This is a genomic window from Bacillus sp. T3 (assembly GCF_033449965.1).
Lineage (GTDB): Bacteria > Bacillota > Bacilli > Bacillales > Cytobacillaceae > Bacillus_BU.
In genome coordinates, this window is sequence record NZ_CP137761.1 from 2,319,493 (window position 1) to 2,332,942 (window position 13,450).

14 protein-coding genes and 1 pseudogene are annotated in these 13,450 nt (G+C 38.0%); 8 read left to right on the forward strand and 7 right to left on the reverse strand.

Features of this window, described 5'->3' with window-relative positions:
- Positions 1-154 precede the first annotated feature (154 nt).
- Positions 155-301: an FbpB family small basic protein gene (locus RGF10_RS12005; RefSeq protein WP_318502366.1), complete on the forward strand. Its 147-nt coding sequence runs from the start codon at positions 155-157 to the stop codon at positions 299-301.
- 122 nt (positions 302-423) lie between these two features.
- On the opposite strand, the gene RGF10_RS12010 is transcribed toward RGF10_RS12005, so the two are convergent.
- Both RGF10_RS12010 and RGF10_RS12015 read right to left on the reverse strand, forming a co-directional pair.
- A complete protein-coding gene (locus RGF10_RS12010; RefSeq protein ID WP_318509436.1) occupies positions 424-1,074 on the reverse strand; it encodes a YwaF family protein in 651 nt (216 codons plus the stop codon).
- Positions 1,014-1,166, reverse strand: a complete 153-nt coding sequence (locus tag RGF10_RS12015; protein WP_318502368.1) for a hypothetical protein — start codon at positions 1,164-1,166, stop codon at positions 1,014-1,016. The genes RGF10_RS12010 and RGF10_RS12015 overlap by 61 nt, the downstream gene beginning before the upstream one ends.
- A gap of 303 nt (positions 1,167-1,469) precedes the next feature.
- Here RGF10_RS12015 and RGF10_RS12020 point away from each other — a divergent pair, with 303 nt between their 5' ends.
- The 5 genes and pseudogenes from RGF10_RS12020 to RGF10_RS12040 all read left to right on the forward strand — a co-directional run bounded on the left by RGF10_RS12020 (position 1,470) and on the right by RGF10_RS12040 (position 6,572).
- On the forward strand, positions 1,470-2,111 hold the full coding sequence (locus RGF10_RS12020; protein WP_318502369.1) for a hypothetical protein: 642 nt from the start codon (positions 1,470-1,472) through the stop codon (positions 2,109-2,111).
- A 496-nt stretch (positions 2,112-2,607) separates the two neighbouring features.
- Positions 2,608-3,354: a hypothetical protein gene (locus RGF10_RS12025; protein WP_318502371.1), complete on the forward strand. Its 747-nt coding sequence runs from the start codon at positions 2,608-2,610 to the stop codon at positions 3,352-3,354.
- 65 nt (positions 3,355-3,419) lie between these two features.
- Positions 3,420-4,535, forward strand: a complete 1,116-nt coding sequence (locus RGF10_RS12030) for a M20 metallopeptidase family protein (RefSeq protein ID WP_318502373.1) — start codon at positions 3,420-3,422, stop codon at positions 4,533-4,535.
- A 157-nt stretch (positions 4,536-4,692) separates the two neighbouring features.
- Positions 4,693-6,163 (forward strand): annotated as a pseudogene (locus tag RGF10_RS12035) (protein adenylyltransferase SelO).
- A 223-nt stretch (positions 6,164-6,386) separates the two neighbouring features.
- Positions 6,387-6,572 (forward strand): hypothetical protein, encoded by a 186-nt coding sequence (locus tag RGF10_RS12040; RefSeq protein ID WP_318502374.1) that lies wholly within the window; start codon positions 6,387-6,389, stop codon positions 6,570-6,572.
- A 52-nt stretch (positions 6,573-6,624) separates the two neighbouring features.
- On the opposite strand, the gene RGF10_RS12045 is transcribed toward RGF10_RS12040, so the two are convergent.
- From RGF10_RS12045 to RGF10_RS12065, 5 genes are all read right to left on the reverse strand, one after another.
- Positions 6,625-7,440 (reverse strand): DUF3939 domain-containing protein, encoded by an 816-nt coding sequence (locus RGF10_RS12045; protein ID WP_318502376.1) that lies wholly within the window; start codon positions 7,438-7,440, stop codon positions 6,625-6,627.
- A 236-nt stretch (positions 7,441-7,676) separates the two neighbouring features.
- Positions 7,677-7,907 (reverse strand): hypothetical protein, encoded by a 231-nt coding sequence (locus RGF10_RS12050; protein ID WP_318502378.1) that lies wholly within the window; start codon positions 7,905-7,907, stop codon positions 7,677-7,679.
- A gap of 98 nt (positions 7,908-8,005) precedes the next feature.
- Positions 8,006-9,463 (reverse strand): DUF4153 domain-containing protein, encoded by a 1,458-nt coding sequence (locus RGF10_RS12055; protein ID WP_318502380.1) that lies wholly within the window; start codon positions 9,461-9,463, stop codon positions 8,006-8,008.
- Positions 9,464-9,533: 70 nt separating this feature from the next.
- Entirely contained in the window at positions 9,534-10,100 is a 567-nt protein-coding gene (locus RGF10_RS12060; RefSeq protein WP_412176728.1) for a hypothetical protein, read from the reverse strand.
- Positions 10,101-10,151: 51 nt separating this feature from the next.
- On the reverse strand, positions 10,152-10,499 hold the full coding sequence (locus RGF10_RS12065; RefSeq protein ID WP_318502384.1) for a PadR family transcriptional regulator: 348 nt from the start codon (positions 10,497-10,499) through the stop codon (positions 10,152-10,154).
- Between the two features lie 271 nt (positions 10,500-10,770).
- On the opposite strand from RGF10_RS12065, the gene RGF10_RS12070 reads away from it, so the two are divergent.
- Positions 10,771-12,312, forward strand: a complete 1,542-nt coding sequence (locus RGF10_RS12070; protein WP_318502386.1) for an ABC transporter ATP-binding protein — start codon at positions 10,771-10,773, stop codon at positions 12,310-12,312.
- A complete protein-coding gene (locus RGF10_RS12075) occupies positions 12,309-13,430 on the forward strand; it encodes an ABC transporter permease (protein WP_318502387.1) in 1,122 nt (373 codons plus the stop codon). The genes RGF10_RS12070 and RGF10_RS12075 overlap by 4 nt, the downstream gene beginning before the upstream one ends.
- Positions 13,431-13,450: the final 20 nt, after the last annotated feature.

A 13,450-nucleotide genomic window follows, 5' to 3' on the forward strand; every position in this document is an offset into this window, starting at 1 on the left:
AATAGGTGACAAAAATAATAGTAATTTTCACTATTTTGTAACAATATTTTTAATTTTCACACAAATACAATTGCATATGTCAGAAAATTTTGATATATTATCTTCAAGGAAGCAACAAATTCCGACAAGAAATTGTCGAAAGGGGCAAGTTTATATGAGAAAACAACATTTAAATATGCAAACACTAATTAATAATAATAAACGAGATATTATTTCAAACAAAGAAGAAATCGCTCGAATCGAAAGACAGATTGATGAAAAGCACATGAGTCAGCTTCAAGACTATAAAACGTATAAATAATATGATTCAGTGAGGAGTAATCTTAAGAGATTACTCTTTTTAAATTCGTTGATTGAAAGAGCTAGAAGTAGATAAAGTGCAAAACAAAACCCATGCACAAAGGTTATGGGTTAATTGTGAGTTCATTTTTTGATCGTTTCGTTTTCAACGACAGGTATTTTGTGTTTGTTTTTTTCACGAAACATTACCCATACCAGCAAGCTTAAGGCTATCAACAGTCCTTCCAACGAAAATATATACCATGGATACGGTCCAAGTACATCTAGTAAACTTGGACTTTTTGGTTTATGGGCTAAAAACATGTAATTTCCGTTAACCGTTCTATTAATCAACATAATGAATGGCATGAGAATGTTCAAAAAGACAAACAATTTAAAAACAGACCAAATTGTCGGTCGATATCCCTTTACCCAAGTAAAATAAAGCACGACCCAGATCGACATTAAGTGGGTATAAAAGAAGTGAAAAAATCGAAAATGTGGGAAATCGTAATTAACGAGTGGTGTAAATATTGCTTGTGATGCCCCCAATAGTGCTGTAAATAATAAGATTTCATAGATGATTTTCTTCCTTGTAAAAAGAAGTAGCACGGTTAACACAAGGCTTATACTGCACAATTCCAATGGGATTGCGTGACTCACATTCCAACTGCCATTTATGAGCATCCAAATATGATAGGTGACTTCAAATAACACTAAAGATATGCCAACAATTATTTCTGCGATTCTCCCGGTGGGTTTATTGAGATGATTTCGAAAAAATAAAGAGCGAATGCACCAACAAAAAGTAAGAGCATGATAATAATATGACTTACCGAAAACATTTCAAAATCAAAGTCTTGATAACTGCCACCAAACCAATCCATTATTTCCCACCCCCCAATTCCATTTTATCATTAGGCCAACATTCATCCAATCTATAATTTCCTAGTTTTAATATTGGGAAAATATAGGGTATTTCTACTAAAAGATAGAATCGCTAAGATTTTCCCCAAATTTTTATTATTATCATCTAATTGGAAGATTTTAAGAAAAAAATCAAATTATGTAGCCGCTTTCATGAATAAAAAGGTAAAATGAAAGTGTTGAAGTTTTTCATTTTTCGATTAGGTTATACCATTTAACGATGGTTTGTCCAACAAACAAACGAGGGGAAGAGGATGCTCCAAATGGAAAAACAATATTATCCGTTGATGCAGTTTTTTGATGGCTACGTTCGGAATTATCGAAGAATGAACCTAACCACCTTGCACAACCGGTCGATGTTCACCAGAAGAGAAGTTGACTATTTTGCTAACCTAGGAGAAATGTTAGGATTTGATGCGTTTGTCGAAGATTCTAAGTATGATAAAGAATTAGGACGGTCCAGACCGATGGATTTAGCCTGGTGGAAATGGGATGCTCGTTTAGACGAAGAAAATTACATATTTCTTGCTCTGCATTTAGAACGTGAAAATGTTTGGAAAAAAGATGTCGAAACCATTGAAAAGCTTTTCTCTGATACCGAAGAGGGGTTTGTGCCACATAATGTAATTGGTATTCAGGCAATTGAATCAGAGGAGCGAATTGATTTATTAAATCGTTTTATATTAGAAAAGAATACCGTTCAAAAATCAAACGCGTTAATGATTTATCGATATTATGATGCTGAGCTAGAGATTGATCGAGTAGCTGCTTACTTTTTTACACCTGAAGGATTGTCTGATTCTAGGAAAGCTGTGTTTACGTCAGATCAAACAGGTTGCTGGTTTATGTGCTTTGATGAGGAATATGTTCCATTTAAAGACAGAGCATTGGCAAATCAGAAGTAATATTCACCCCAAAATAATGAAGAAAATAAGCTGTTGATAGCGCTCAACAGCTTTTTTTATCATCTATAAAGAGATTTTTTTCTAACATTAAAAATATAGATAAAGGAAACAGATTTATGAACCACGAATTTCCGTAAAGTACCAATTATTTTGGAGGTGATCGAGATGAAGGAGTTTGTTGGCATTTGTGATAGCTGTCGTAAGAATATTTATTGTCTAGATGGTTTTCTAAATGGAGTGCATATAATGGAGCAGGGGATTGTTTGTTTCGAATGTTATGAGAACCTGCATACAACATCAAGCAACTTGACATGTGAAAATCAAAAAGACGGACGAGCATAACTAGGAAAAAGTCATTTATGCTAAAAACATCATGTGGAATTCACAAAACCGATTGACGATTGTGATGAATCCCATTATTCTTCGACGAAAAAAAGGGATAGGAAAATTGTAGTCGAATAATATAAATAAAGCCTATATGAAAAGGATGGGTGTTATGAATGAGGAGAGAATAGCGAATGATAATGTAATCCAGTTTACCCAGTCCGAAACAAAAACTAAGACATTCCGACATGATTATCCTGTATCTGACGAGCTTCGAAATGTAATGGTACACGAGGTATTTAGCGATTTTATGAAATTTGGATTAGAGCGCTATTATAATGATTTTCTTTCAATTTCAAAAAGATTTGCAGATGATCATCAATTAAAGGGACGGAAACGAGATGAATTGATTCACAATTTGTTCTGGTGGCGGATTCTCTATGATTCAAGCACAACCTTTTGCAATAGCAGTATTGAGGAATATATAGCCGAAAACAGCCAACGCCTAAAGAAAAGGCATTTTCTGATTTCATGGCTCCGGGAATGCGATAAAGCCGTACCGAAATTTTATCATGTTGGGCATAAGTTTAATGACCGTGTTCTGGTTGTTACAGATCTACTAACCAGAAAAAACCACAACGTCATTGTTTATGATCCTTTAGCGATTCCAGCTCAAAAGGGTGAAATCGTTATGGGAACCTTAATGCCACAAGGGAACAGATTGTATTTCCCGATTGTTGATTTTTACCATTTTGACTATGATGCAAGAAAAGAAATTTCGATCAATTTAAACTACTACTATAAAAAGTATTTAGAAACCTCACCAATGCTTGAAGCCTTTATCCATGTACTTTCCGCTATGTTGCAAATTGAACGATTTGTCCACATAGATAATCAGGAAAAAACATCTTCCAATTGAATTCTTCAATATATTTTAAATCCTGTTTGCACTACATTTTATCTCAATAAAGGAGTTCCGTTGACTTGGAAAATGCAAATCTAATTTTAGCTAAACAACTGCGTCATGAACTGCATCAGCATCCAGAGCTCTCCAATCAAGAGATTTGGACAAAGCAGCATTTAATAAATTTCTTACAAAAATACACCAAGCTTGAAATTGTTGATAAGGGCAAGTGGTTTTATGCGATATTTCGCGCTGATGAAAGTAAGAAAAATATTGCATTCCGTGCTGATTTTGATGCCCTCCCAATCCCCGAAACAATTGATATTCCATATGCTTCGCAAAATCCTGGTGTATCTCACAAATGTGGACATGATGGGCATGCAGCCTCCCTTGCAGGCTTTGCGCTGGAAATTGACCAAAGCGGAGCAGATAAAAATATCTTTTTTCTTTTCCAGCATGCAGAGGAAACAGGGGATGGAGCTGCACAGTGTATTGAATTAATTAAAGAACATAATATTGAAGAAATATTTGCTTTTCATAACATGAGCGGGATGGCTTTTAACTCCGTGAACGTGATTGATGGAAGTGCTCATTGTGCATCCAAGGGAATGACAATCAATATGGAAGGCACCCTGGCACACGCCAGTCAACCCGAGGATGGGGCCAACCCTTCTTTCGCGATTGCAACGATTATTAATGCGATTCCTGATTTTATTTCAACAAAAAATAATGATGGATTGGTTCTTTGTACTGTAGTTCAAGTAAGTATTGGTGAAAAAGCTTTCGGCATTTCCGCAAGTAAAGGGGACTTGCTCTTAACGATCCGTGCACTATATCAAGCAGAATTAACAAAGCTCCAACAAAATTTAGAGGAGCTGGCCAAGCATCAAGCTGAACTCTATGGGCTAAAGGTAAGTTTCTCATACACCGATGTCTTTCCGGAAACCGCGAATCATAAAGAAAGCTCAGACAAAATCCGGAAAGCATGTCTGGAGAAGGGATTTCAGCTTGTAGAAATGAAGGAAGCGTTCCTAGCCTCAGAGGATTTCGGACACTATTTACGGGAGACAAAAGGGGCGATCTTCTACATTGGCAACGGTGAAGACTACCACCATATCCATACTTATGAGTACGATTTTCGCGATGAAATAATCGAAACCGCAGTCGAGCTTTTTAAAGGTTTAGCCGCGTTATAGGGATTTTTTGTAAAAAAATAGAAATCAAAAGAACCATATTACCTTAAAACCACCTTTTATCATTAGGAATATTAAAAAATGAAGCGTAGACAATATAAAGGTGTCCACTTATAATGATCATGCATATGAAGAAAAATACTTAAAAGGATTTGGAGCAATGACAAAAAAACAAACAGAAATAGGCTGGAGCTTTGATAACAGCTATGCCCGTTTACCTAATAAATTCTTTTCAAACCTCGAGCCAACTCCCGTTTCATCACCTGATTTGGTCATAGTGAATTCTACCCTAGCCAAAACACTAGGATTGAACGGAGAGGAACTAAACAACGAAGAAAATGTAGGCGTATTTGCTGGAAACAGGATTCCCGATGGAGCTTCTCCATTAGCTCAAGCCTATGCGGGTCATCAATTCGGCCATTTTAACATGTTAGGTGATGGTCGTGCTATTTTACTGGGTGAGCAGATCACGCCCGATGGTAATCGGGTTGATATTCAGCTCAAGGGACCTGGTCGAACACCTTATTCTCGTGGTGGCGATGGACGAGCGGCGCTGGGGCCGATGTTGCGTGAATACATTATAAGCGAAGCGATGCATGCTCTCGGTATTCCAACAACCCGAAGTTTAGCTGTTGTGACAACAGGGGAGAACATTGTTCGTGAAACGATGCAACGGGGTGCCATTTTAACACGAGTGGCCGCAAGTCATTTACGCGTTGGGACCTTTCAATTTGCAGCCGCTTGGGGAACGGATGAAGAGTTTCGAGCTCTCGCTGATTATGCGATTGAAAGACATTATCCACATGTACGGGAGGATGAAAATCGCTACCTTTCCTTACTAAACGAGGTGATTAAAAAACAAGCTTCTCTTATTGCAAAATGGCAGCTCGTTGGATTTATTCATGGAGTGATGAATACCGATAATATGACAATCAGTGGTGAAACCATTGATTATGGTCCTTGCGCCTTTATGGATACATATGACCCAGGCGACGGTTTTTAGCTCGATTGACAGGGAGGGCCGCTATGCTTACGGTAATCAACCGGGTATTGCTGGCTGGAATCTGGCTCGCTTTGCAGAAACCTTATTGCCATTGTTGCATCAGGATAAGGATGAGGCCGTTAAAATCGCGCAAGCCGCCGTTTCAAATTATCTCAAGCTTTATCAAGAAAATTTCCTTGCGGGTATGCGATCTAAGCTTGGAATTTTTAATGAAGAAGCTGAAGACGGTGCGCTCATCGAGCAACTCCTCGATATAATGAAGCAGAATCGTGCCGATTTTACCAATACGTTTCGCTCACTAACGATCAATCGCCCAGACGAAACACCAATGGCAGGGTCACCAGAATTTACGCAATGGTATGATACATGGCAGGCAAGACTGGAAAGACAGCCTGAATCAAAGGATACCTCGCAAAATTTAATGGAGGGTTCAAATCCAGTTGTTATACCACGCAATCACCGTGTCGAGGAAGCATTGGCTGCAGCGGTCAATAATAGCGATTACAGTGTAATGGAAAAGCTCTTGGCTGTACTAACAAAGCCATACGAGTATACAACGACACATAAAGACTATTGTAATCCACCTGAGCCCACGGCTAAACCGTATCGGACATTTTGTGGTACATGATTGAAAAGGCATTAACGAATCGAACCGTTAATGCCTTTTAACGTGTTGTTCGATAAGAGCCTAAGCTTCAATTTATTGTAAAAAAATGAATTCATTTGATAAAATATTAATAAGAATATACATCTTATTTTGATGTTCTCATCGTTTCAAAAACTAAAGTTGAATCCCTTGGAACAGACATGCTTTGTTAGACAAAACACTAACAAAAAGGAGCGTGGCTTTGATGGATTTTTGGGATAGTTATGGGACATCATTTGTTAATGCAGTACGCCAAAAGAAGGAAATTGATAAATACATCAGGCAGTTTCAGGTTTACACAACGGAGCAACTAGAAGAAATTATCGTTCAAGGGCAATATAATCAAGCTCAGCGAACAGCTGCGGAAAAGCTCTTAAGTAAAAATAGTTAGTTAATACGAAAGAAGAAGCCTCTTTTTACGAAAATAAAAGAGGCTTCTTCTTTTATTTTTTCGGTTTCTTGTGAGAAATGAGTCCGTCATAATTCGTTATGTAAAATTCGATGGTTGGCACTTCATCTAACAGCTTTTCTTGGACCAATAAATACCCATTGACTCGATGTAGGTTGTCATATGGCAAGATTGGATATTCCTTATGGAGTTTGACATACTGATCAACAGCTTGTTGGACCTTATCCATTAGTGGGGGAATGTGACGCTCGTGTTCTTCAAAAATTTCATAGGTTTCCTTTGACATATAAAACTTTTGCGTTGGTGTTCTTGGTAAATAACGACGGAGCTGCTCAAAGTCGATGCTGTAATCATCATGAACTAATATAGTTCGGTACGTGCCTTTTGGAAGGTTGTCTGAAAATTTTCTTACCGCTTTAACCACTTCTTCTTTAGTAATATCATCTTCGAATTTATCGTCGTCTCTTTTTTTCATTTTTCGTTTAGACTTAAAGATAGAAAAAAACGATGACGATTCTTCTGTGTCAGAAGATGTTTCAATTCGATACAAAGTTCGTGCGATTAACAGCAAACAGCTTTTTGCCTGTTCTTCAGTAAAGTAAAGTAAATCAAAAATAAACGAAATTCCCTGTTTTGTACTATCTATATGATTTACTTTCACCATGTCTTCTGAGTATCCATTTATACGCAATTCTTCTTCAATCACTTTTGCCGTTTCTATAGCGTGTTCTGTGTCCACATAAACAGTAGGATACTGATTGCTGTCCTCAACAAACGAAAAGCCATCAGGAAGATGGTTCTTTAAATAATGCTCGTACTCCTTTTGTAACTCGTCTTCTTTTGATAACATCGGAATTCCTCCATTCTCCAACTACAAATAATCCCCCCATTAATGTAGGAAACAAGGAAAGTAGGAACTAGGTGTTATACTACACTACTATTATACTACTTATGTCATAGAATAACGGAATCAAATTCGTAAAATTCTTAAAAAAGGTAGTTATGGTAAATGATAAGGTTTGCGGATTTAATGGCGGAAGTAAAACAGCCTAACACCGAAAAGTGTAGGCTGCATGAAGTGAATTTTTAATCTTTTTCCTTATTAATTTTTATGGCAGGAGTATTATTGTACATATACGTATTTGATAGTTCTTCAGCATTTTGTCCACCTGCATTCATCGCTTCTTGCAACTTAAGATTTGCCCCAACCGATTCAGGAAGCCCATTAGTAGAGGTATGTAGTTCACTATCCTCTAACTTCCTATTCAATTCAATATTTGCCTCATTCGTTTCTTGATCGAACATATTTTTATCCAAAGTAATCCCTCCAAACCATATTTTTACCAAAAACGATCCTTTCATTCTGGGATCCTTATTGATTTGGAAAAACTCCCTTACACAGTCCATATATACTATTATTCCAACTGCAACTCTTTAAGCTTTTCAATTGCCAGCTTTCTTTGTAAATTATGTGATTGCCAGCTTGCGTCCTTATCTGTAAGGAACGTCTTTCTTTCCTTAAGCAAATCCTTGAGCCCAGGTATCTCACTATTTTTATCATAGAGCTGTATTAACCCGAGTACACCAGTATAAGATAAGCTGTTTAAATAATAAGGATCAATCTTACCAGTTTGTTCGTACCGTTCGATATTTTTGGTGACGATGAACTGATTTACATCCACAATATTCATTGCTGTGTAATAGAGGAGGGAGCTAATAAAATAAAAGTGAAACAAGGACAGCTTTTCAATCCATATTTTAAACAATGTGTACATGTAGATCACGATTAGAAAAATCATAAAGGAGTGTGCCATAACTCGAATAAATGTAAAACCATAGGCATCCTCATACATGCTTAACCGGATAAAAGCAGAGCTTAACATGACAAAACTGGTGAATACTAGAGCGGTCAAGAGGACCTGAATCAATCGTTTCATTACAGCCTTTCTAGTTTCTACAAAATATAGCACCAGTACCGTAATCGATAAATTGATCAGTGTTACAAACAACAGTTCGAAAAAGCCCTTTCTAGCATATTCAGCATAGGTGAGCCCATCTGTTAGAGATCCGCTAAAAAAGTATTTAAATTGAACAATTGTAAATAGTAAATAAACAGCATTAATTAACACAAGAACAGTTACACTAATGATCGCATCAAATGAGACTGCTTTCTTTTCATTATGCATGATTACCTTTATTTTCTTTGTAAACAAAACCTGCAGTAGTCCAAAAAATGCAAAGGTATAAATGAATACCACGATAGTTCGAATAATATTTTCTGGGTTAAAGTCTTTAAACAACTGAGGAATTTCACCCATCATTAATTCAAATTGCGAATCTGCAGACATGAGGAGATTAAGGACCACAAATAAGACAGGGACAGAGATGATACAGCCAATCAAAATCTTTTTCCAGACAATGTATTTGCTTTCGTTTTTCCCTTGGATAAAAATCTTTCCGATTATGGATGCAAAACCGAAAATATATTTTACAGACTCCAATAATCTAACAAAGATATAGCGTAGAAAAACAGGCTTGCTCCAGGTTAATGTTTTCTGACTCGTAATCAATATGAGATGAAATATTACTAAAAAAGGAATGGCTAGTATATTCAAGCCATAAAAAAACTGATTAAATTGAATGAAAAAACTAATCGACAATAGCCAAATACAGATCAGTACAAGATAGCCAAACCGTTGATGTGAAAATGAAAAACCACGAAAGCGCCAAAAGAATACGGCGTAAAAAATGAAAATAAATAATAGGTAGGAGATACCGATTTCATCTCGAAAAAAAGCTTCTTCTGCAGTGATCCCAAGCCCTAAACACAGAATGAAAAAGATCCAATCAGATTTGGTTAATTTGAGTTCCATTCTTATTCAACTCCAAATGTAGAATTTCTATATACATTGCTAAACTAGGTATATAACTAAAAAAATATGCTCATATCGAGACTTTCTTTCCCCATCGATAGGCAATCCAGGTTAATGGATAAAGGGTGATGGTCAGAATGATACAAGCAATAATAAAACGATCTGACAGAAGTGGGGCAAACCATGAATGCGGAATAATTTCTAAAACCGTTAAAAACATTAGAGTAAGGTTTGGTATTAAGGCTGCAAAAAACGTTTTATTTAGTAACTTTTTTCCTCGATGACCAAAGCCTTTCCCAATTTCATAGCCTAGTAGCGCCCAAAAAAACATATAAACAACGGCAATGATCATCGGAATCGCAGTCAAATGACTCCAAATCATCGATAACCAGTTCCATTCGTAAACATTATGTATCAATGTTAATAGGCTGCCTCCACCAAAGAACAGGATGTTAATGAGGATAAACAACCATTTCATATTACTAGGTGTTACGGATAACTCTTCCTTCCAAGCCTCAGCAATCTCTGCAGGAGTGCCGAGTCGTGAGGTAATTTGTTCCATTACCTCCGTCTCGCTCATACATTTAGGTGCTTCTAAGATCATCTCATCAATATGAATTTCATATTCAAGTAAAATGCTGACTTTATCTTGATGATTTCCGAGTCTTTTTTTAGTTCAGCTAAAAACTTAATTTTCTGCTGTTCCATTATTCGATCTCCCTATCACCTTGTTCATCACTTTCACAAATTCCTGCCATTCCTGTGTTTTTTCATCCAGTACTTCTTTCCCCGCAGCTGTGATTCGGTAATACTTCCGCGCTGGCCCTTTTTCCTGCTCTTGCCAATAGCATTCGATGTATTCTTGCTTTTCAAGCTTGTGAAGGGCAGGGTACAACGTGCCTTCTTTTACACTTAAACCATTTTCACTGCGCTTTTCTAATTCCTTCACCAATTCATACCCATACATATCACGTTCAGTTAACAATTGCAGCAAAATAAGCGAAGTACTTCCTTTTACTAATTCCCGATTAAACATTTCATCACCTACCTAGAAATATTAGGTACATAGAAATTCTACATCTGCACTATTTATTTGTCAAGGGAGTAAGCGACAGGTTATCCTGCATCCTGCTACAACCAAAATAATTTCCCAACTCCATCACCTTTCCAATTTGGCAGGAAATCTCCGTTTTCTTTGTTAGATATCCTGCCAACTTTATAGACTCCCTTTTGTTATTGATAGATAATTTAGAAAATTATTGAATCGTACAAATCGTATAGATTGCTGTCGATAGGGGGTGACTACATTGTCTCTAATTCCTTTTGCGGTTGAAATGACTAATATTGTAAAGAAATTTGGAGATATTACCGCAAATGATCATGTGAATTTCACTGTAAAAAAGGGAGAAATTCACGCTTTACTCGGTGAAAACGGTGCAGGGAAAAGCACCATTATGAGCATGCTGTCTGGTACGTATAAGCCTGATAGTGGAAGGATATTTGTTCATGGGAAGGAACGTCGGATAGTTTCGCCAAAGGAAGCGTTAAGTTTAGGTATTGGAATGGTTCATCAAAATTTTCGACTTGTTGAAACATTGACTGCACTAGAAAATATCATTCTAGGTGAAAATGGTAGAATCTGGCGCGGCAAAGCAGCCATGAACAAAATGAAGCATGAAATAGAACGGATTTCAGCAAGGTTTGGCCTTCGTTTTCCAATTGATGTACCGATCTGGCAGCTTTCAGTTGGTGAGCGGCAACGTGTTGAAATTGTCAAAACTCTTTATCGTGGGGCAGACATTATTATCTTTGATGAGCCAACGTCCGTATTAACTCCCAGTGAAGCCGAGCAGCTTTTTCTAACGATGAAGGAGATGCAACGAAATGGAAAAACGATGATTATTACTACCCATAAATTGAAGGAAGTTATGGCTGTTGCAGATCGGATTTCGGTCATGCAAAAAGGGAAAATGATTGCCGGAATGAATACCAAAGATGCTTCGATCGAGGAAGTAGCGAAGCTAATGATGGGTCGGGATGTTAATGTTGTTAACTACACCGTACCAGTGCCTGACATAGGTAAGCCAATTCTTAAGCTAGAAAATCTAGTTGTACGAGCTGAACACGGTGGGAAGGCACTAGACAATCTGAATTTCACAATCCATGAGCATGAAATTGTCGGGATTGCAGGTGTTGCCGGGAACGGACAAAAGGAATTAGCTGAAGCTTTGACCGGGCTGATCCGTTGGGAAAGTGGTCAGGTTCTCTTTAAAGGTGAAAGACTGTCAAAGCCAACCGTTCAAAGCTTAATCGAAAAGGGCATTGCTCACATTCCAGAGGATCGCATGAAAAGCGGCCTTGCCGGTAGCCTCGGGTCTTTAGACAACTTATTGTTTAAATCGTATCGAACGGAAGACCGCTCTAGGTTTGGATTGCTTAAAAAGAAACATAACCAACAGTGGGCAAAGAAATTAATTGAACGATTTGATGTTCGAACCTCTGATCTTCATTGTCCTGTTCAACAGCTTTCAGGCGGGAACCAGCAAAAGCTCTTATTTGCTAGAGAAATTGATCAAAATCCTTCCTTAATGGTCGCTGTTCATCCAACTCAGGGCTTGGATGTTGGGGCAACGGAGGCGGTACATCAAATGTTGATTCAATTGAGAGATTCTAGCAGTGGAATCCTCCTTATTTCTGAGGATTTAGATGAAGTCATGAAGCTTTCAGACAAAATCCTCGTGTTGTTCAACGGTAAAATTTCCGGAGTTCTAAGAAGAGAGGAGGCTGATAAAGACATGATTGGCCGCTTCATGGCTGGATTAACTGAAAAGGAAGGAGATGTGGTATGAGTTCAAAATCAACTTTAGAAACCTCAACCGTTGATCGATTGGATCATGTACCTCGAACAAGCCGATTCACACCATTTCGACTTGTTTTTGATCCTCATAAAAAATCAAATAGTTGGTGGGTTCCGATTGTATCGATTCTATTCGCACTCGTCGTTTGTGCCGTATTTATCGCGTCAAATGGGATCAACCCATTTGTTGTTTATACAAAAATGGTACAGGGTGCGTTTGGGTCAAGCTTTGGAATAAGTGAAACACTGGTTAAAGCAACTCCTTTGCTGTTATGCGGTTTGGGAATCGCGATTGCCTACAGAATTTCGATTTGGAATATAGGTGCAGAAGGTCAATTTATTTTAGGTGCTGTGGGTGCCACAGCGGTAACAATCTATTTGCCAAATTTACCTGGACCGATCTATATTCCGTTGATGTTTTTCGCTGGAGCAGTTGCTGGTGCGGTTTGGGGATTGTTTACGGCGATCCCGCGCACTTACTTTCGGGTAAATGAATTAATTACCTCGCTCATGCTTAATTACGTAGCATTGATATTGCTCGATTATTTCGTGTTTGGTCCATGGAAAGATCCAAATGGATTTAATTTTCCGGGCACACCGATTTTTATGCCCTCGCAAATGCTCGCCAACATTGGATCGACACGACTTCACTTAGGCTTAATCATAGCTATCATCGCAGTCGTTATTTTTGCATTCCTACTTTCAAAAACGCGATGGGGCTATGAACTGCGACTGCTAGGGGCTAATCCTAATGCTGCGACCTATTCTGGGATAAAAATCAACAAGCATATTCTGGTGGTCATGTTGATTAGCGGAGGACTAGCCGGCATCGCTGGAATGATTGAAGTGACGGGAGTGGCGCATCGGCTCATGTATGGAATTTCACCTGGTTATGGCTATACCGCAATAATTGTTGCCTGGCTCGCCAAATTAAACCCTTGGGGGATGATTGTTACTTCAATTCTAATTGGTGGCTTGATTGTTGGCGGCTACAGTGTGCAAACAATGGGATTGCCAGCCTCCATGTCGTTAATGCTTCAAGGGGCTATTTTATTTTGTTTAATTGGCGGTGAGATGTTAAGTAAATACAAGGTGGTTCGCAACCGCTAAGTTAAAAAGGGAGGTCGTTG

Excerpts from the sequence above, each read along its gene's own strand:
- RGF10_RS12005 (WP_318502366.1), top strand. The coding sequence starts at position 155 with ATGAGAAAACAACATTTAAATATGCAAACACTAATTAATAATAATAAA.
- RGF10_RS12015 (WP_318502368.1), bottom strand. The coding sequence starts at position 1,166 with ATGGATTGGTTTGGTGGCAGTTATCAAGACTTTGATTTTGAAATGTTT.
- RGF10_RS12020 (WP_318502369.1), top strand. The coding sequence starts at position 1,470 with ATGGAAAAACAATATTATCCGTTGATGCAGTTTTTTGATGGCTACGTT.
- RGF10_RS12025 (WP_318502371.1), top strand. The coding sequence starts at position 2,608 with ATGAATGAGGAGAGAATAGCGAATGATAATGTAATCCAGTTTACCCAG.
- RGF10_RS12040 (WP_318502374.1), top strand. The coding sequence starts at position 6,387 with ATGGATTTTTGGGATAGTTATGGGACATCATTTGTTAATGCAGTACGC.
- RGF10_RS12045 (WP_318502376.1), bottom strand. The coding sequence starts at position 7,440 with ATGTTATCAAAAGAAGACGAGTTACAAAAGGAGTACGAGCATTATTTA.
- RGF10_RS12055 (WP_318502380.1), bottom strand. The coding sequence starts at position 9,463 with ATGGAACTCAAATTAACCAAATCTGATTGGATCTTTTTCATTCTGTGT.
- RGF10_RS12065 (WP_318502384.1), bottom strand. The coding sequence starts at position 10,499 with ATGTTTAATCGGGAATTAGTAAAAGGAAGTACTTCGCTTATTTTGCTG.
- RGF10_RS12075 (WP_318502387.1), top strand. The coding sequence starts at position 12,309 with ATGAGTTCAAAATCAACTTTAGAAACCTCAACCGTTGATCGATTGGAT.